General features: G+C 72.5%; 15 protein-coding genes. 6 read left to right on the forward strand and 9 right to left on the reverse strand.

Annotated features, from left to right (window positions below):
• Positions 1-8: 8 nt before the first annotated feature.
• From CLT71_RS13815 to CLT71_RS13830, 4 genes are read right to left on the reverse strand one after another with little or no spacing between them, the layout of a single operon-like run.
• On the reverse strand, positions 9-5,690 hold the full coding sequence (locus CLT71_RS13815; protein WP_143743472.1) for a type I polyketide synthase: 5,682 nt from the start codon (positions 5,688-5,690) through the stop codon (positions 9-11).
• Between the two features lie 4 nt (positions 5,691-5,694).
• Positions 5,695-6,030: an acyl carrier protein gene (locus CLT71_RS13820; protein ID WP_101367461.1), complete on the reverse strand. Its 336-nt coding sequence runs from the start codon at positions 6,028-6,030 to the stop codon at positions 5,695-5,697.
• 26 nt (positions 6,031-6,056) lie between these two features.
• Positions 6,057-6,812, reverse strand: a complete 756-nt coding sequence (locus CLT71_RS13825) for an alpha/beta fold hydrolase (RefSeq protein ID WP_101367462.1) — start codon at positions 6,810-6,812, stop codon at positions 6,057-6,059.
• Positions 6,809-9,958, reverse strand: coding sequence for a non-ribosomal peptide synthetase (locus CLT71_RS13830; protein WP_101367463.1), 3,150 nt, complete (start codon positions 9,956-9,958; stop codon positions 6,809-6,811). The genes CLT71_RS13825 and CLT71_RS13830 overlap by 4 nt, the downstream gene beginning before the upstream one ends.
• A 140-nt stretch (positions 9,959-10,098) precedes the next feature.
• Here CLT71_RS13830 and CLT71_RS13835 point away from each other — a divergent pair, with 140 nt between their 5' ends.
• Positions 10,099-13,392: a non-ribosomal peptide synthetase gene (locus tag CLT71_RS13835; protein WP_101367464.1), complete on the forward strand. Its 3,294-nt coding sequence runs from the start codon at positions 10,099-10,101 to the stop codon at positions 13,390-13,392.
• A gap of 265 nt (positions 13,393-13,657) precedes the next feature.
• Here the strand turns inward: CLT71_RS13835 and CLT71_RS13840 are convergent, their stop codons facing one another.
• Positions 13,658-14,380, reverse strand: a complete 723-nt coding sequence (locus tag CLT71_RS13840) for a peptidylprolyl isomerase (protein ID WP_101367465.1) — start codon at positions 14,378-14,380, stop codon at positions 13,658-13,660.
• A 373-nt stretch (positions 14,381-14,753) separates the two neighbouring features.
• Here CLT71_RS13840 and CLT71_RS36475 point away from each other — a divergent pair, with 373 nt between their 5' ends.
• Entirely contained in the window at positions 14,754-15,203 is a 450-nt protein-coding gene (locus CLT71_RS36475; RefSeq protein WP_143743473.1) for a hypothetical protein, read from the forward strand.
• A 221-nt stretch (positions 15,204-15,424) separates the two neighbouring features.
• Here the strand turns inward: CLT71_RS36475 and CLT71_RS36995 are convergent, their stop codons facing one another.
• Positions 15,425-15,595, reverse strand: a complete 171-nt coding sequence (locus CLT71_RS36995) for a hypothetical protein (protein WP_158242235.1) — start codon at positions 15,593-15,595, stop codon at positions 15,425-15,427.
• Positions 15,596-15,716: 121 nt separating this feature from the next.
• On the opposite strand from CLT71_RS36995, the gene CLT71_RS13845 reads away from it, so the two are divergent.
• A complete protein-coding gene (locus CLT71_RS13845; protein ID WP_143743474.1) occupies positions 15,717-16,250 on the forward strand; it encodes a hypothetical protein in 534 nt (177 codons plus the stop codon).
• A 361-nt stretch (positions 16,251-16,611) separates the two neighbouring features.
• Here the strand turns inward: CLT71_RS13845 and CLT71_RS13850 are convergent, their stop codons facing one another.
• Positions 16,612-16,989 carry a hypothetical protein gene (locus CLT71_RS13850; protein ID WP_101367467.1) on the reverse strand — a complete coding sequence of 126 codons (378 nt, stop codon included), beginning with the start codon at positions 16,987-16,989 and terminating at the stop codon, positions 16,612-16,614.
• The gene (locus CLT71_RS36480; protein WP_143743475.1) at positions 16,986-17,252 is read right to left on the reverse strand and encodes a hypothetical protein; all 267 of its coding nucleotides are present in this window, start codon (positions 17,250-17,252) and stop codon (positions 16,986-16,988) included. Before CLT71_RS36480 ends, CLT71_RS13850 begins: the two co-directional genes overlap by 4 nt.
• 71 nt (positions 17,253-17,323) lie before the next feature.
• On the opposite strand from CLT71_RS36480, the gene CLT71_RS37000 reads away from it, so the two are divergent.
• Positions 17,324-17,488, forward strand: a complete 165-nt coding sequence (locus CLT71_RS37000; protein ID WP_158242236.1) for a hypothetical protein — start codon at positions 17,324-17,326, stop codon at positions 17,486-17,488.
• Positions 17,489-17,504: 16 nt separating this feature from the next.
• Here CLT71_RS37000 and CLT71_RS13860 read toward each other — a convergent pair whose 3' ends face one another.
• On the reverse strand, positions 17,505-17,729 hold the full coding sequence (locus CLT71_RS13860; RefSeq protein ID WP_101367469.1) for a winged helix-turn-helix domain-containing protein: 225 nt from the start codon (positions 17,727-17,729) through the stop codon (positions 17,505-17,507).
• 267 nt (positions 17,730-17,996) lie between these two features.
• Here CLT71_RS13860 and CLT71_RS37985 point away from each other — a divergent pair, with 267 nt between their 5' ends.
• Positions 17,997-18,386 carry a hypothetical protein gene (locus CLT71_RS37985; RefSeq protein ID WP_486483255.1) on the forward strand — a complete coding sequence of 130 codons (390 nt, stop codon included), beginning with the start codon at positions 17,997-17,999 and terminating at the stop codon, positions 18,384-18,386.
• On the forward strand, positions 18,386-18,655 hold the full coding sequence (locus tag CLT71_RS13870; protein WP_101371431.1) for a hypothetical protein: 270 nt from the start codon (positions 18,386-18,388) through the stop codon (positions 18,653-18,655). Before CLT71_RS37985 ends, CLT71_RS13870 begins: the two co-directional genes overlap by 1 nt.
• Positions 18,656-18,754 lie beyond the last annotated feature (99 nt).

Below are 18,754 nucleotides of genomic sequence, written 5' to 3' on the forward strand. Positions count from 1 at the left end.
CCGTCGACTCAGGACACGCCGCGTTCCCGCAGCGCCGCGACGAGCCGGCTGAACGTGCTCGCGTCGAGCAGCAGGCCGATGTTGAGCTGCACGCCGAACAGGCTGCGGATGCGGGCCATCAGCTCCACAGCTGTCAGCGAGTTGCCGCCAGCGTCGAAGAAGTCCTGGTCCGGTTGCACCTCCGCGACGCCCAGCGCGTGCCGCCACAGCTCCGCCAGCCGCGTCTCCAGCGACTCGCCGCCCGGCTGCCCTGCGCCGCCGGACGCCTCGCCGGTCGGCCGTTCGGCGGCCACGCGCCAGTTCGAAGCGCCGTTCGCCGTGTTACCCGCTACCGCACGCACCGTCACCGGGGCGCTTGCCGGGGCCGGGGTGGTGAGCCGGGTCGGCGGGGCGCCGACGACGGGCGCGGGCCGCGCCGCCGGGGCGCCGTGGCCGTCTGGGTCGTCGGGCGCCACGGTGTCCGGCTCCGCGTCGTGGACCCACGGCTCCTGCGCGCGGCCGTCGAAGTAGTGCGGCACCAGCACCTGGCCCGTGACGCCGGCGTCCAGCAGCCGAAGCATCAGGTCGACGCCGACCCTCGGGTCGATCCCGTCGGGCTGGCCGATCCCCTCGTCCGGCGCGGCGTCCGCCTGCGCCGTCCCCGACGCCGCCGAGGCGGACGCCGTCTGCTGCGCCGCCTGCGCCGCCGTGGCGGGGTTGGCGGTGGACTCCTTGAACCGCTCGGGGTCGACCATCACCATGGTGAACCCCTCGACGGTGGCCACCAGCACGCCGTCCTCGCCGATCAGATCCACGTCGCCGCTCGGCGTGTTGCCGGGCGCGTCCGGGTCCCGCCTGATGTGCGCGTAGATCGTCTCGGGGAACGGGCGGTAGGTGACCAGGCGCCGGTACAGGAACGGCACGGAGGCGGCCTGGCCTGCGGTGCGCACCTTCGCAGTCGCCATGTCCAGCAGCGCCGGATGCAGCGGATGCTCGGCCAGGTCCGGCCGGTACGCCGCCGGCAGCCGGAGATGGAGCAGGGCCTCCGCCTCCACGTTCCACGAGTCCACGATGTTGTGCCAGCGCGGCCCCATTACGAACAGCCGGCCGTCGTTGCCGGACGCCGCCAGCGGCTGGCCCACCACCGCGAACCTGTTCCGCAGCGCGTCGAGGTCCCGCCGGCCCGCCGCCTCGCGGTGACCGCCGACAGTCAACGTGGCGTGCACCGTCCACGGGCCGTCCTCCGCCGCCGGGCGGGACTCGATGACGACGCCATACCTGTCCTCCACTGGCCGGAAGGTCAGCCGCAGCGTGCGTGGTCGCTGGTCGGCGAAGGGCGCGCGGAACACCACCTCGGTGATCTCCACCCCGACGCTGTCCGGCTCGGCCAGCCGCTCCAGGAAGACCCGCGTCACGATGTCCAGGTATCCGGTGCCCGGCAGCAGCGGCATCCGGCCGACCCGGTGCTCGTCGAGCACCCAGTGGGTGGCCGGCCCCAGCTCGCCCTCCCACGCCTCGGCGGCCGGTTGCTCGGCCGGCTCAGGCGTCGGACCGGCCGCCGGATGCCCGGCGTCGCCGGCGGCGAGCTGCCGCACAGCCCTGCCGAGCCCGCCGATGTCGACGCCGCTACGGCCGGCCATGCCCGCGCCCCGCCACAGCGGCCAGTCGATGCTGAGCACCGGGGCGCCGGTGGCGGCCAGCGACTGCGCGGCGGCGTCGAGGAACGCGTTCGCCACCGCGTAGTCCCCGCCACCCACCAGGCCGTCGGTGGCGGCCCGGCTGGAGAAGTACACGACGAAGTCCAGCCCGGCCCGCCCGCCGAGGATGCGGTGCAGGTTGGCGGTCCCGGCGGCCTTCGGCGCCAGCACCGCCAGGGCGTCGCCCGGCTCGCGAAACGCCACCATCCGGTCGCCGGCGATCCCCGCCAGGTGGAAGACGCCGTTGACCGGCCCCCACGCGCGGGTCACCTCGGCGACGACCCGCTCGACGTCGGCCGCGTCGGTGACGTCGCAGGCGTAGACCTCGACCGCTGCGCCCAGCGCCCGCATCTCGTCGAGGGCGGGCGCCAGCGCGGCATCGGCCCCGCGCCGGCCGAGCAGCGCCAGCCTCGGCCGCAGGCCCGTGCCGGCGAGTCCACCGGCGATCTCCAGGCCCAGCCCGCCGGTCCCGCCGGTGACGAGGTAGACGCCGCTGTCGCGCACGGTCTTGCCAACGGCCGCAGGCAGCCGCAGGCGGGTTGTCACCGGCACCCAGCGCCGGCGGCCCCGCAGCGCGACCAGCGGTGCCGGCCGTTCGGTCGCCAGCTCCGCGGCCAGCTCGGCGGACCCCACCCGGACGTCGATGTCGACAGCGGTCGCCACCAGCCCGGGGGACTCGTCCCGCACGGTGCGGATGAGGCTGTGCAGGGCGGCCCTGTCGGGCTGGATCGGGTCGGCGCCGGAGACGTCGACCGAGCCGCTGCTCAGCAGGATCAGGCGGGGCGGCGCCGGCCACTGCCCGGAGGTCAACACCAGCCGGCAGGTGGCGAGCAGGTCGGCGAAGGCGCTGTCCAGCCGCTCCGCTGCCGCGTCCAGTGCCGACGCCACCGCGTCAGGCGCCGCGCTCGCCGCGTCCGACGACGCCGCCGCGCCGGGGGCGGCGCCCACGCCTGCGGCGTGGACGATCACGTCCGGCAGCGTCCCGGCGGCGCCCAGCGCGCCGAGCACCCGCTCCAGGTCTGCCAGCTCGCCGGAGCGTACGGTGAACTCACCGCGACGTTCGGCGAACGCCACGCCGTGGCGGACGCGGACCGGGCGCATCCCGGCCCGCTGCACGGCGAGCAGTACGGTAAGCGCGGCCGCCTCGTCCTCGGGCAGGACGACAAGCGCCCGGTCACCCGGCCGATCCCGGTCAGCCGCCCGCGACCGGGGCCGCTCCACCCATCGGATCTCGGCGCACAGCTCCTCCGCCGGCACCGGCGCGGCGGTTTCGTCCGGCGACGCGGCGACGGTCTCCGCCTCCTGCTCGGCCGAGGCATCCAGCGCTGGCGTGGCGTCCTGCCCTGCCGGCTTCGCGGCCTGCCGGGCGTCGTCGGCAGGCGGCAGCGGATCCGCCCAGTACCGGGTGCGGTCGTACGGGTAGCCCGGCAGCGGGACCTTGCGGGTCGGCGTGGCCTGGCCGGTGGCCCCCCAGTCGACAGTGGCGCCGGCCACCCAGAGCCGCGCGACCGCCTCCAGCATGTCCAGGTTGTCCCGGCGCCCGTCGGGCAGGCTCGCCACCACCTCCGCGCCGGCCGCCTTCGCGGCGGACCGCGCGAGCGCGCTCAAGGTCCGGCGTGGACCGGCCTCCAGCAGCACCCGGGGCCGGGTCGCCAGCAGCGCCGTCAGCGCGTCGTGGAACCGCACGGGCGCGGTGAGTTGGCCGGTCCAGTACGCCGGGTCGGCGAGCTGGTCGGCGTCCACCTCGGCACCGGTGAGCACCGAGAAGAACGGCACGGTCGGGGCGGCGGCCTTCACCCCGTCGAACGCGGGCGCCCACGCGGCGGCCGCGGCGGCCCAGCCCGGGTGGTGGAAAGCGCCGCCGACCCGCAGCTCCCGCGCCGAGATGCCGCGCTGCTCCAGCCGCGCCGCCAGCTCGCGCAGTTCGGCATCCGGCCCGGAGACGACGACCTGCCGCTCGCCGTTGACCGCGGCCACCGCCAGCGGCCCGGTGAGCAGCTCGGCGATCTGCTCCTCGGTGCCTCCGGCGGCGAGCATGCCGCCGGTGACCGGGTGCTCCGCCATCGCCGCCGCGCGGGCGGCGACCAGCCGCACCACGTCGGGCAGCTCAAAGACGCCCGCCACGGCCGCGCCGGTCAGCTCGCCCAGGCTGTGGCCCAGCACCGCGTCCGCGTCGACACCCCACGACCGCCACGTCTGCGTCAGCGAATACTCCACCGAGAACAGCAGCGGCTGGGCGATCCTGGTGTCGGCAAGGGCGGTCTCGTCGGTCGCCTCCGTCCACTGCTTGTAGAGCGGGACGCCCAGCTCCTCGAACAACTCCAGGCACTCGTCCATCGCGATGGTGAAGGGCCGCACCGTGCCGTACAGGCCGGTGGCCATCCCGACGTGCTGCGCCCCCTGGCCGGGCAGCAGGTACGCCACCCGGCAGTCGCCGGCCGCCTGGCCGGTGATCAGGGCCGGCGCCGCCGGCGCACCGGTCAGGGCGGCGCTCGCCGCGGCGGCCGAGTCGCAGACCACAGCGGCCCGCACCGGGTGCTCCGTGCGGCCGTGCTGCAGGGTGGCGACAGCATCGGCGAAGAAGTCCCGGCCCGGGCCGCCGAAGAAGTCGCCCAGCCGCTCGCGTGCCTGGCGCTCGCCCTGCTCGCTGCCGGCCGACCACACCACTACGCGCGGCCGGCCGTCGTCGGGCTCGTGCGCCTGTTCCGGGGCCTCGGCGAGGATCAGGTGGGCGTTCGTCCCGCCGACGCCCAGCGACGTCACACCGGCCAGCCGCCGCTTCTCGGTACGCGGCCACGGCACGAGCTGCGTGTTGAGCGTGAACGGGGTCTGCTCGATGTTGAGGCGGGGGTTCGGCGTCTTCAGGTTCGCCGTGGCCGGGATGGCACCCCGCTCCAGCGCCAGCACCGCCTTGATGAAGCCGACGATCCCGGCCGCCTCGTCCATGTGGCCGACGTTGCCCTTCACCGAGCCGAGGTAGCAGCGGCCGGGCGGCAGCGGCTCGTCGCTGAGCGCGGTGTACGCCTCGGTCAGCGCCGCCACCTCGATCGGGTCGCCGAGCGTGGTCCCGGTCGCGTGGGCCTCCACGTACCCGATGTCGGATGGCGCGACGCCGGCCAGGGTCATCGCCTCGGTGAGCGCCGCCACCTGGCCGGGGATCGACGGCGCACTGAAGCTGACCTTCTGCGCGCCGTCGTTGTTGACGGCGCTGGCCAGGATGACGGCGCGGATGTTGTCCCCGTCGGCGACGGCGTCGTCGAGCCGCTTGAGGACCACCATCCCGGCACCGCTGCCGAACAGCGTGCCGGCGGCCTCGGCGTCGAACGGCCGGCAGTGCCCGTCGGGGGTGTGCACGGACCCGGGCGACCACATCTGTCCCCGACCGGGCGGCATGGCGATGCGCGACCCGCCGGCGACGGCGGCGTCGCACTCGCCCTGGCGCAGTGCGTGGCAGGCGAGGTGGACCGCGACCAGCGTGCTGGAGCACGCCGAGAGCACTGTCATCGCCGGTCCGCGCAGGTCCATCTTGTACGCAGCGAGCGTGGCGAGGTAGTCGGGCTGGTTGAGGGTCATCGTGAGCATGTCGGCGGTGGCGATGAGATCCGGCCGCTGGCGCAGCACGCGCGTGAGATAGCCGTTGGAGCCGACCGCCCCGAACACGCCGACGCTGTCGACCATGCCGAACGGGTCGTAGCCCGCGTTCTCCAACGCGCCGTGGGTCAGCTCCAGGAACGCTCGGATCTGCGGGTCGCACATCTCCGCCTCGCGCCGGGTCATCCGAAACAGGTCAGCGTCGAAGCGGTCGAAGTCGGGCATCAGCGCCACCGCCCGGACGTAGTCCGGGTTGGCCAGCTCCTCCTCGGTGACGCCGGCCCGGCGCAGCTCGTCGTCGGTGGGCCGGTCGATCGACTCGCCGCCGGCGACGAGGTTCTGCCAGAACTCCTCGACGCCGTGGGCGCCGGGCAGCCGGCACGCCATTCCGACCACAGCGATCGGCTCGGGGGCATACGTCACGGCGTCACCTTTCCCGGTCTCGGATACGGGCGCGCAACGCGCGCCGGGCCTGCACGATCGACGGTTGGGGCGCGGCTGCCCGGTCGGCGGGACCGGGCTGCGCCGAGTTGTGGGAGTGCGCGCCGGCCTCCTGGCCGGCCGCCAGGTGCCGGGCGAGCGATCGCCGGTTCGGGTACCGGAAGAGGTCCTGGATCGGGATCTGCCTGTCCAGCCGCGCGAGCAGCTCCCGGTGTACGGCGGCCAGGCTGGCCGAGGTCAGCCCGGAGTCGAAGAAGTTGCCGTCGAGCGGCACCGTCACTCCGGCCGCGCTCCTGATCACGTCGTCGAGCAGGGTGCGCATCGCACGCTCCGTCCGGTCGGGCGGGCTCACGGGGTGGGTCCCTGCTTGACCGGGGCGTCGAGCGCGGCCGCCGCCGCGGCGGCCAGCTCGTCGACCGCGTCGTCGAGCAGCCAGTGGCCGCCCCGCAGCGGGCGCAGCGTCGGCTGGTACGTGCTGTGCCGGCGCCAGCCGAGCCACGAGCCGCGCGGCGTCCGGTCGCCGGTGCCGAAGCAGACTGTCACGGGGATCGGCAGCGGTGGCGCCGGGGTGTGCCGGTACCCGGCGACCAGGCCGAAGTCGGCGCGCACCGCCGGCTCGACTGCCTGCCGCAGCCGCTCCTCGGCCGCCAGCTCCGGCGCGACCCCGCCGTCCCGGATCAGCCGCGCCCACAGCCGGTCGCTGGGCAGGCCGGCGATCCCGGTCGGCCGCCACGCGATGTCGGGGGCCTCGAAGGACGCCACGATCAGGGCCGACGGAAGCCGGACGCCGCGATCGCGCAGCGCCCTGGCGACGAGGAACGCCAGCAGGCCGCCGCCGCAGTACCCGAAGAGGCCGTAGCGCTCGGGCAGCACGGCGATCAGTCGCTCGGCCAACTCGTCGACGAGCGCGGGCAGGTCGGTCGGCGCCGGCTCGTCCAGCCGCGCCTGGCGCCCGGGCAGGTTGGCGCCCCAGAGCGACACGTCCGGCCCGAGCGCCCGGGCGAACGGCGTGAACCGCGCGTAGCCGGCGCCCGCGTGCGGGAACGCGAACAGCCGCACCGGGGACCCGTCGGACAGCGGCACGTACCAGTCGCGCACGCTCACGCCGCCCCACCGTCCCCCGCGTCCGCGTCCAGCAGGGCCAGCAGCCGGTCCGGCGTCGGCGCGTCGAAGATCGCCTCGAACCCGACGTGCGTGCCCAGGGCGACGCTCACCCGCTCGGCGAGGGTCACGGCGAGCAGCGAGTGGCCGCCGTTGAGGAAAAAGTCGGCGTCCCTGCCGAGCTGCTCGTCCTCCAGGATCTCCCGCCACAGCCGCACCAGCGACCGCAGCCGCGGGTCGTCGGGCAGCTCGGCCGACTGGCGCTGCCGGCCGACCCAGGCCGTGACAGCCCCGTGGTCGACCTTGCCGTTGCCGGTCAGCGGCAGCTCCGAGTGGATCACGTACCGGCTGGGCACCGCGCCCGACGGCAGCCGCGCCGCGACGTGCTGCCGCAGCTGCTCCGTCCACCGCTCCCCCGGCGGGTCGCCCGGCTCCGGCAGCACCACGGCCACCAGGCGCAGATGGCCCGCGATGTCGGACTCGGTCACGACCGCGGCGGCCCGGACCTCGGGGTGGCTCTCCAGCACCTCCTCGATCTCGGTCAGCTCCACCCGGTGCCCACGGACCTTGACCTGGCGGTCGAGCCGGCCGAGGAACTCCAGCCCAGAGCCGGTCTGCCGGGCCAGGTCGCCCGTCCGGTAGTAGCGGCCGCCGTCGGGCGACTCGCGGAACCGCTGCGCCGTCAGGTCCGGCCTGCCCCGGTAGCCAAGCGCCACGCCGGCCCCGCCGATGCACACCTCGCCGGGGACGCCGGGCAGCACGGGGCGACCGTCCGGGTCGAGCACCCGGACCGTGGTGTTCGCGATCGGGCCGCCGAGCGGCACCGGCGTCGGCACCGGCGAGGTCAGCTCGACGGCTGTGGACCAGATCGTCGTCTCGGTCGGCCCGTACACGTTGAACAGCCGGCAGCCGTCGGCCAGCAGCCGCTCGGTCAGGGCCGCGCTCAGCGGCTCCCCGCCGCAGAGAACCCGCCGGCCGCGCAGCCGGCCGCGCAGCTCGCCGGCGACGTGCCGCCACGTGGTCGGCGTCGCCTGCGCCACCGTCACGCCCCGGTCGACGATCAGGTCGAGCAGCCGGTCCGGATCCACCCGGTCCGCATCCGGGCTGACCACCGACGTGCCGCCGGTAGTCAACGGCAGGAACAGTTCCAGCCCGGAGATGTCGAACGACATCGTGGTCAGCCAGAGCGTCCGGTCCTCGGGGACCACTGCCAGCCGCTCGGCGAAATCGCGTACGAGGTTGGCCAGGCTGGCGTGCGAGACCTCGACGCCCTTCGGCCGGCCGGTGGAGCCCGACGTGTAGATGACGTACGCGACGCTCGCCGGATCCGGCGACGGCCAGTCCGGGACCGGCCCGTCGCCGGCAGCGCCACACAGCTCGGCCAGCGGCAGCCACCGCCGCCCGGTGAGGCAGGCGGGGTCGGGCGCGTCGTCGGCGAGGATCAGCGTGGCGCCGGCGTCGCCGAGCTGGTCGGCGAGGCGCGCCGCCGGGTGCTGCGGGTCGAGCGGCAGGTACGCTGCGCCGGCCGCCCAGACCCCGAGCGCCGCGGCGGCCAGCTCCGGTCCTCGGGAGGCGTGCAGCGCCACCGTTTCCCCGGCCCGTACGCCCTCGTCGACCAGGCGACGGCGGACCGCCTCGGCGGCGGCCACCAGCTCGCGGTAGCTCACCGTCCGGCCCTCGTAGCTCATGGCCGGCGCCGCCGGCCGGTCGACGGCCCACCGCCGGATGTCGGCCAGCAGGGCGTGGCCGGGGAAATCCCGCTTAGTGTCGTCCAGCCGCCGCTGCGCGTCGTGGTCGGCCGGGCTCCAGCCGGAGACGGTGCCCACCGGGTCGTCCAGGCGCTCCGCCATCTCGATGAGTGTCGCCTCGTACCGGTCCATAAAGGTCTCGACGAACGCCGCGTCGTGCACCTCGGTGCTGTAGACGGCGGCGAGCCGGACGGCCGTCCGTCCGGGGAAGACGCACAGCTCCAGGTCGAGCCGGCTGTTGGCGGTCGGCACCTCGACCAGGTGCATGGGCTCACCGCCGAACAGGGCGGGTTGCCCGGCCACCTTTCCCCGCTCGTCGAAGGGGTTCATCCGGTAGTTGAACATGTGCCGGAACAGCGGCACGCGCCAGTCGCTGGACCGGACGGGCAGCCGGTTCTGCACCTCTTCGAACGAGACGGTGGCGTGCTCCAGGCCGGTCAGGAACGCGCTGGCGACCCGCTGCACCAGTGCCGCCACCGTGGCGTCGTCGTCAACCCGCACCCGGACCGGCATGGTGGCGGTGTGGAAGCCGACCACCTCCGGCGGCGCCGCCCCCCGGCCGCTCACCGGCACGCCGACCACCAGGTCCGGCCCGGCACCGTAGCGGGCCAGCAGCAGGTAGTACGCGGTGAGCAGGACGATGTTCTGGCTCAGCCGGACGCGGCCCTGGATGTGCAGGGCGGCGGCGTGCGCCTCCTCGGACATCCGGCGGCTGAACTGGCTGCCCGCGAAGGTGGGCCGGCCGACGATGGGCCGGGCGCCGGCCATCGCCATGGTGGCGGGGTCGGCCCCGGCGAGGTGGTCCACCCAGTAGTCGACGCTGCCGGCGTCCGCCGGCGGTTCGAGGTGGATGGGCGCCGTTGCGGCCAGCTCCGGCGGCGGTCCGCCGGTCTCTGCGAAGCTGTCGTACAGCTTCGCCGTCTCCCGATGGAGCACGGTGGCCGTCACGAAGTCGCCGGCGAGATGGTGCACGACGAAACACAACACGCTGGTACGGATGTCCGGCCGGTCGACGACGATCAGGTGCGCTCGGACGAGCACCCCGCTGTCCAGGTCGAACGGTCGGTTCATCAGGTCGGTGAGCAGCGCGTCGACGGTCTCCTCCGTCGCCGTCTCGACAGTGAGGGGGAACTCCTCGCCCTCCGGCCGGAACCACTTTCGCAGTGTCACGCCGTCGGAGCGGAACGCCACGCGCAGCGCCGGGTGGCGGCGGAGCAGGTGGTTCAACGCCTCCTGCAGCGGCCACCAGCGGATCTCCCGGTCGACGCGCACGCCCGTCGCGAGGTTGCAGACGCCGCGGCCTGGAACCAGGCGATGGAGCAACCACTGCGCGTGTTCCTTGGCGGTCGCGACGACCTCATCGGGCAGTACGGTCGACGACATGTGCGCCGTCGTGCTCATGAAGAAACCTCCCGCCAGAGCAAATCAGAGCCGCCCCGCCGCCGGCTGTCACAAGTTCCCGTGACACGAGGTCAGCGGCCGTTCCCGTCGCCTCTTCAGGCGACAGCCCTCGCCGTCGAAGTGCTGGTTGGCTGGATCGCATGACCGCATCGAGGGCCCCGCACGTGCCCGCGGCCTCGCCGGTGGCGCCGTCCGGGCCGGTGGCGCCCTCAGGCGGCGACGGCGGTCAGGCCGGGCCGGGCGTGCTCACCCCTGGCGGGTTGACCGCCGGCGAGCAGGCGCTCTGGCTGCTGCACCAGCTCGCGCCGCAGCTGGGGCTGGCCAACGTCGCGATCTGGGTCGACCCCGGCGTGCCGATGCGGTGGTGGCCGATCCAGGAGGCGTTCGCCTGCCTGGTGCGCCGGCATCCCGCGCTCCGCAGCCGCTTCGTCACCCGGGACGGCGTACCGGTGCGCGAGGTGTGCCCGGCGGAGGAGATCGGCGACGCCGACGTCGCAGTCGAAATCATCGACAGCGACGAGGACGATCTGGCGGATGCGGCCCGGCGTTTCGCCGCCGCACCGTTCACGCTGGATCGCGCCCCGCTGATCCGGCTCGGCCTGTTCCGGCACGCGCCGGACCGGTTCCGTTTCTGCGTCACGGCGCACCATCTCGTCATGGACGCGGTCAGCCTCGGCGTGCTGCTGGAGGAGTTGCAGCAGACGTACCTGTCGCTGGCGCGCACCGGCGAGCCGCCGGCACTGCCCGCTGTCGCCTCGCTGGCGCCGCCCCCGCCCACCCCCGGCTCCGTCCAGTACTGGCGCGACCAGCTGGCCGGCTTCGACCGCGCCGGCATGCGGCTGCCGTCGGCCCGGCCGTACGCGGACCCGCCGTCGTTCGCCGGCGAGGAGGTCGAGGTCACGCTGCCGGCCGACATGACCGGGATGGTCGCCGAGCTGCGCCGCCGCTCCCGGGGCACCGACCCCGCCGTGCTGCTCGCCGCATACCTGCTGGCCCTGCGGTACGAGGGCGCGGCGGACGACCTGCTCGTCGGGCTGATGGCCAACACCCGCGGCAGCGCCGTGACCGGGGAGATCGGCTACCGGGTGTCCACGCTGCCGCTGCGCGTGCGCCTGGACCCGGAGGAGACGTTCGCCGCGCTGGTCGGGCGCGTCGGCCCTGCGCTGCTGTCCGCCGTCGAGCACGCCGACGCGCCGTTCGAGACAGTCGCGCCCGAGTTGGGGCGGGCCGGCGACGACCCGCACTGGTGGCGCGGCGAGCTGCTGCGGCACCTGTTCAACTACCGGCTGCCGTTCCCCGACTCGCTGCTCAAGCCCCCCGGGCACGTCGGCGGCCCCGCCGATCGCGCCGTCCGGGAGCTGCACACCGGGCTGGTGCGGTTCGACCTGGAGTTGACCGCCGAGCTGTACGAGGGCTCGTTCATCCTGCGGCTCGTCTACAGCGAGGAGGTCCACGACCGTGCGTTCGCGGAGCGCCTGCTGGAGCGCCTGCGGGCCGTGCTGGAGCAGGCGTACGCCGAGCCCGACCGCGCGGTCGGCGACCTCGACCTGCTGACCGCCGCGGAAACCGCGGTGCTCGCGGACATGAACGACACCGGCCGGGAGTGGGACGGGCCGGCCACCGTCGCGGATCTGATCGCCCGCGCGGCGCAGGCCGCCCCGGAGGCCGTCGCACTCAGCGACGGCGAGCCGGCCGGCGTCACGTACGCCGAGCTGACCTCCGCGGCAGCCGACATCGGTGCGACGCTGCGCGAGCACGGGGTCCGCCCCGGTGACGTGGTGGCGGTGACCGGGCCGCGCGGCCCCGAGCTGGCCGCCGCCGTCCTGGGCGTCTGGGCTGCCGGCGGGTGCTACCTGCCGCTGGACCCCGAGCACCCGGCCGAGCGGCTGCGGTACCAGCTCGACGACGCGGGCTGCGCGACAGTGCTCGACGGGCACCGTCTGCCCGAGGCGTGCATCGCCGGGCGCACCGCGGTGCCGGTGCCCGCCGTGCGCCGGCCGGAGCATTCCGCTCCCGCCGCCCCGGGCGACCGGGCGCCGCTCACCGCCGATCCGGCCGCCACCGCGTACCTGATCTACACCTCCGGGTCGACCGGCCGGCCGAAGGGCGTCCGGCTGACCCATGCCAACCTGGCGAACGTCGTCCGGCACTTCGCCGAGCGCCTCGGCGCCGACGGCTCGGTGGCCATGTCGTGGCTGACCACGTTCGCGTTCGACATCTCCGCGCTGGAGCTGTTCCTGCCGCTGGTGGTGGGCGGTCGCGTGGTGGTCGTCCCGGACGCCGTACGCACGTCGCCGGCCCAGCTGCTCGACCTGCTCGACCGGCACGGCGTCACGATCGTCCAGGCCACCCCCACCACCTGGCGGCTGCTGCTGAACGACGCCGGCGACCGGCTCGCCGGCCGGACAGCCCTGTGCGGCGGCGAGCCGATGACCCCCCGGCTGGCCCGCGCGCTCAAGGCCAGCGGCAGCCGCGCCCTCAACGTGTACGGGCCGACCGAGACCACGATCTGGTCGACAGCGGCGGCGCTGGCCACCGAGGATCCGCAGGCGCTGACCGTCGGCCGGCCCATCGCCAACACCCGGGCGTACGTGCTCGACGACCGGGGCCGCCCGCGCGCGATCGGCGTGCCGGGCGAGCTGTGCCTGACCGGTTCGGGTGTCGCCGAGGGCTACCACGCTGCACCGGAACTCACCGCCGAACGGTTCCCGACCGCCCCGGCGCTCGGGCGGTACTACCGCACGGGAGACCTCGCCCGGGTGCTACCCGACGGCCGGATCGAGCTGCTCGGCCGCCGGGACCGGCAGCTCAAGCTCCGCGGGCACCGCATCGAGCCCGCCGAGGTCGAGCGCCGTCTGGAGGAACACCCGGCGGTACGGGCCGCAGCGGTGGTCCTCCGGGGCGACCCGGCGGGCGACGGCCAACTCGCGGCGTACGTGGTGGCCGACGACCGGCCTGGCCTGACCGGCGAACTGTGGGAGCACTGCCGCGCCGCGCTTCCCGACTACAGCGTGCCCGGGCGGTTCGCGGTGCTGGCCGAACTGCCGCAGACGCCGAACGGGAAGGTGGATCTGACCGCCCTCGCCAGCCTCGATACCGCGCCGGCCGCAGCCGGCTCCAATGGCCCGCCGGCCTCAGCCGAGCCCAACGCCGGAACCGACGCGAACGCCGGAACCGACGCGGACGCCGGAGCCACGCCCGGCAGCGCGGTCGAGGCGCTTGTCGACGCCGTGTGGCGGGGTGCGCTCGGCGACCCGCCGGCCGGACGCGACGCCAACTTCTTTCTCAGCGGTGGCTCGTCGCTCCAGGCGGCTCAGCTCGCCACCGGGCTGAGCGAGGTCTGCGCCGTCCCGGTCACCCTGGCCATGGTGTTCCAGGCACCCACCCCGGCCCGCCTCGCCGACCTGATCCGGGCGCACCTGGACAAGCCCTGATGCGTCGGAGGGGCGCGCTGCACAGGTGACCGATGCCGTCGTCTGCCACGGCGAGGGTCCTGTGTGGTCGCCCAGCCGGGACGGGCTGAACAGGTCACGGGCACGGGGTGGTGCCCGATGAGCCCGAGCCGGCGTTGCCTGGAATCTCCGCCAACACTCGACTCGGGCCGAATGGACGGGAATGGACCTCTCGCCACGTCGAGCCGTCCGTCATGGCGAGCAGGTCGTCAGGTGTCGCGGGCGGGCGAACCTTGTCTGCAAGACGCTAGATCGCCAGGCAGATCTCCGTGCGCCGGGCCGGGGCACCGTCGACCGGGGCCGGGTCCTCCGCCGTCGGCGCCACGCCGCCGGCGGCGATCCGATCGAGGGTACCCAGACCGAGTGGCCGCACGTTGCCGAAGATCGTGTAGTTCGGTCGCAGCGCCGAGTCGGCGAAAACCAGGAAGAACTGGCTGCCGTTGGTGTCCGGCCCGGCGTTGGCCATCGCCAGCACTCCTCGGGCGTAGACCTTCCGCTCGCCGGTCGGATCGGTGGGTGCGGGCGGCAGGTCGGTCGGCAGTTCGTCCCGGTACCGGTATCCAGGACCGCCCGAACCCGTACCCGACGGGTCGCCGCACTGCAACACCTTCAGTGTCGGATAGGTGGTGAGCCGGTGGCAGATGGTCCGGTTGTAGAACCTGTGCCGTACCAGGTGCAGGAAGCTCTGCACGGTGCACGGCGCCTGCGCACGGTCGAGGGTCAGCGGGATGAGACCGAGGTTGGTGATCAGAGTTGTCGTCACCGTGCCACGGTCGGGCGTGTGCCGGGGGTCGCGCGGCAGCGGTACCGGTCGAGCCGCCGGTTCCTCCGGAGTCTCGGTGTACTGGCAAGGCCCCTTCGTCACCTCGGGCGACGCGGCGGCATGTGCCGGAGCGGCGCCGACGCCGAGCAGCAGGCCGGCAGTGAGCACCGTGACAGCGATCCGGTGTGGCAGCACGTTGTCCTCCATCGACCGACAGGAGTCTTTCACCCGGTCTAACGGACATCGATGTACTCGTCAAGCTCGCACGGAGTCTCGTGCTTCCGCGACGAGCTGCGGTTGTTGCGGCAGGCGGTCCTCAATGAGAGTGGGCGCGGCCCCGCTCGTAGATCGGCAGGTTCACTGGCGGGTCCGGGATGGGACGGGGTTCCGGCCCGCCTTGCCGTCTTGGGGCAGCCCGGATGACGCCAGGAGCTGGGACCATAGAACATCTGGTTCTACAGTCGTGTTTATGTAGCAGTGGAGGTAGTACGGCAGCAGGACCGTTCTCGCGGCACATGCGGTTGGCTCGGTGAGCGCGGCAAGTCCGGCCGAGCTTGCGCACGCCTCCAACGATGGGCGCATGGGCGCACTCGCGGGTCTCTTGGGCGCAGTCATCGGTGGCCTGCTGGTTCTCGCTGGCGACTACGTCCGCCGCCGAGCCGAATCCCGACGTGCTCAAGTCAGGGTGCTGGCCGAGGCGGCTACCGCCCTGTCGGTCCAGTACGGGCGGCACGTCGGCAACCTCCGAGAGGCGCTTTGCGGCGAGAGGGTTGACCCCGAATCTTCCACGCCCTTCGCGGACAGGTACGAGGCGTCGACAAGGTTCTTCATGACTCCAGGGAGTGAGGAGTTGAGGGAGGCTGCGGTGGCGTTGATCCGCGAGTACCAACGACTGGCCGCACGGACATCAAAAGGCCAGGCTGCCGATGTGGACTTTGGTTCGTTTCTGGGTACGCAGCGGATCTTTGAGGTGCAGGTGAGAGCAGTTGTCGCCAGAGGACATGTGCGGTCACGACGCGGGCGTGGATGATCAGGGTGTGGGTGAGACGAAATCGGCTGGCAGACGGTCGCACGTGGCCGATCTGACGCCAGGTGTGACGGTGGTCGTGACCCGGCACGTCGGCCCGTACAAGGCGGCCCTGCGGGGCAGGCAGACGCTGTATGTGGCGGCGGCCCGGTCTGGTGAATGAGACCGGTGTGCCGCGCTGGCCCGGGGTAGGGAGGGGTGACGGTGGCGAGGATGCCGGGCCGTCACCGTTCCTCGTACCACTCCTCTTCGTACTCCCACACTTCGACGTAGCCGCCGCTACAGCCGTCGCTTTCGATCCACACGTCGTCATCGCGGTGTGCCCACTTCCACGCTCCGACCGCAAGGGCGATGACGGCGGCGAGTCCGAGGAGTCCCGCAAGGGCTTCCGGCATTCGGGCAGGCTATGGGTGGCAAGGTCGCCGGCTCAACGCTTCAGTTCGAGAGTGTCCAACATCCGTCACTCACGGCGTCAGGCACTGGACTCAGCGTCAATGTCGGGCACGATAGATGCTCATGTCGACCTGGTCACCTGAGCAGATCAACACCCGCCTCGACGCCCTAACCACCCAGATTCGGACACGCTGGGAGGAAGAGGCTGGCGGAGCCATCTTCCTTTCGATGGCTGTCAGTCTGGGTGTCGCAGTTGCGTCCATCGCGCTCGCGAACTTCGTGATCGAAAGCAACGCCGACAGATACCGAGATGCTGACGTCCCCGCCGGCCAGGCCGCTGCTGGGGCAATCGTCGCCCAGGTGTTCGTGGTCGCCGCAACCGTCGCCGCCGTACTCCTGTTTCGCGCCGGCCGGGTCAGAGCAACCCGGATCCTCGCTGCCGTAGCCGGCGGGCTGCTGCTGTTCGCGACCCTGCCGAACGTTGTCGGCGGCAGTTCGTGGCTGACCACATTCCTCGCCGCGCTGACCGCGCTGCTGCTGCACACACTGGTTGGGGTTGTCGCCGGAGTGGTGGCGTCGCTGGCGCGGTCCCCGCAGATGTCAGGCGCCCGTCGGGTCGGCGACATACCGAAGGAATCGCCGCATGGGAACCGCTGAAGTACCCAACGCCGCACTAGTGATCGTCTTCGTGGTTGTGACGCTGGCCGCGGAGCGCTCGTTTTCACTTTCGCCACCGCCAACCCAACAGACGTCATCACGGTGCCAGCAGCAAGCATCGTCAGCGGGGTCGCCGTTTTCGGCACGAGCATGGTGGTGACCCTGCTGGCGGATCTTCTGCTGTGGTTGGCGGTCCTCATCTCCCTGGCCGTTGCGGCGGGTGCGGGAGCCCTGTCGGCCCTGCTATGGCATCGACACAACGACATCGCTTTTGGAGTTGTACAGGAGCAGGAAGGCGTCCGAAGATGGCGACCAGGGCGCGCATCCAGGACAGACGTCGCCTGTGACCGAGACGTGACCCCTAGATCGGGATGACCGGCAGGTCGTCGGGGTTGCCGTACGAGCCCGGGTCGGAGGTCAAGACGTAGCCGTCGGAGTCGACCGCGAGCAGCAGCGCTTCGGCAGCATCGCGGCCAAGATCGCGGGCTAGGCCAGCGAACGCGAGCCAGTCCGCCGGATCAGTGCCGACGATGACGACGCTGGGATGGTCTACCAGTACCCCAATCTGCGGAAGTTGGTCTTCTGACGCCTGCCGGTAGGCGGTGACGAGGCAGCCGAGGGGCAGGCCGACATACGCGTTCTCTTCCGCAACCTCGGAGATCACTTCGCCGACGGCGATGGATGTTGCAGCGTAGGCGGTGATGGCGGTGGCGTCGAGGACGAGGCGGATCGGGGTCACGCGACGTGGCGGCGGCCGAGGCGTTCCCGGAGTTGTTCCCGTCGTTCGGGGGTCCACTTCCGATCGGCTTCGGCGAGTCGGGCGCGGGCTCGGGCGACGCCTTCGTCGGTGATGTTGAACCCTTGGTCTCGGAGCATCTGCCGGCCTTGTTCGCGGACCATGCGCTGACGGATGGCTTCGGCGACGAAGGCTGAGGCGTTGGGTTCTTGTTCGAGGCGTTGTGCGACGTCGTCTGGGAGGCTGACCGTCACCCGTTGAGTCATACCCGCGATGGTATCGGATCATACTGGGGGTTGACCAGGGAAAACGGACACACCGTACGGCGGTCAACGCCGTGACCGGCGCGTTCGGTAGTAGCCTGCCCACCATGCCCCGCGGGTACGTCACTGTCCCTGGCATCGAGGATCTGACCAGCGTCATCGTCATGCTCCGTGCCGCCGGGGCGCAGATCACCGGCCTCCGCCTTGAGCTTCGTCAGCTCCTCGATGGCAACCGCTGAACGCATGGCCGGGAATCTACTTCTCCCCTGCGACATAGACGCCACGTCCGGGCTGACCCATCACCAGATCCCGATCGTGCAGGAGTGACACGGCTCGGTAGACAGTCGCCGGGCTTACGTCGTACTCGTCAGCGAGCTTGCTCGTACTGGGCAGCTTCGTCCCCGGCGGCAGCTCGCCGCTCTTGATCTTCGCGGTGATCTCGTCCGCGATCCGTCGATACTCGGCAGGCGCAGAGGGCATGGCGGCAACCCCTTGGTTCGGCCCTCCCATCTGATCACGCCGCAACCTTCATCAGCAAGTGACGTAGAAAAACTCGTGTCGACCGTTTACCTACGTCACTGTCTGACGTAGGTTTGCTCGTGGCTAACCCCTTGGTTCGGCAAACCGGTGGCTTAGCCCCGTCAGGGCGGCGGAAGGTCCGTCGTCCTGACGGTCCCAAAGCTGGGGCGGGGCGGTCGGGTGACAGAAGGTCCGCGGCCGTTCTGCCCCCTCCAACAAGGAGCAGGGATGAGCGACCACGAACCGTCCGTGCCCGAGTGGACATGCCGTGAATGCGGCGCCTACTGGCCGTGCGCGGCGCGACGTAAGGAACTGCGCGCCGAGCTTGCCGACCACTACACCACGGTGATGCTCTATCTGGCCTACCTCCTGATGGAGGCAGCCGAGGATCTACGCCACGTACCCGCCGGTTGGCTGCACAACCGGTTTGTCGGCTGGACGAACGACCCCGATTACCCTCCGCCGCTTACCTCCGTCGACATCCTGATCAGCGGCTACAAGCTGGCCGAAGACCACAGCCCCGACGCGGCCGGCAAGTGCTCTGTCTGCGGCGACCCGGCGGACTGTTGGGTACGCCTCGACCCGAACGGACCCGGCTTCCTAATTCCGGTGCCGTGATGCGCGAGCCACCCCGACCCGGCGACGTGGTGCGGGTGGACGGCGCGGCAAGTGTTCAATTCGCCGGCCCACGCGCCTTGTGGCTACGGGTAACCAGCGTCAGCCAAAAGCCCACCTACCACGGGTGGTGCTGGCTCACCGGGTACGTCCTCGACCGCAGGGGCGAGACAGTCGAGAAGCGCGAGATCTTCGTACAGGTCGCCGGACTGCGCCCGATGCCTGCGCGAGCGCCGGTCACCGGGCCGCGCCCCACCCGACCCGCCCGGTAGCACCGACGGCATCGGCCCTATTCGCCGATCTAGGCCAAGATCTGCCCCGAGCGGGTGCACCGGGGCCGACCGTAGGGTCAAGGCGAATCCTGCTCGGCG

Source organism: Plantactinospora sp. CNZ320, from assembly GCF_002846275.1.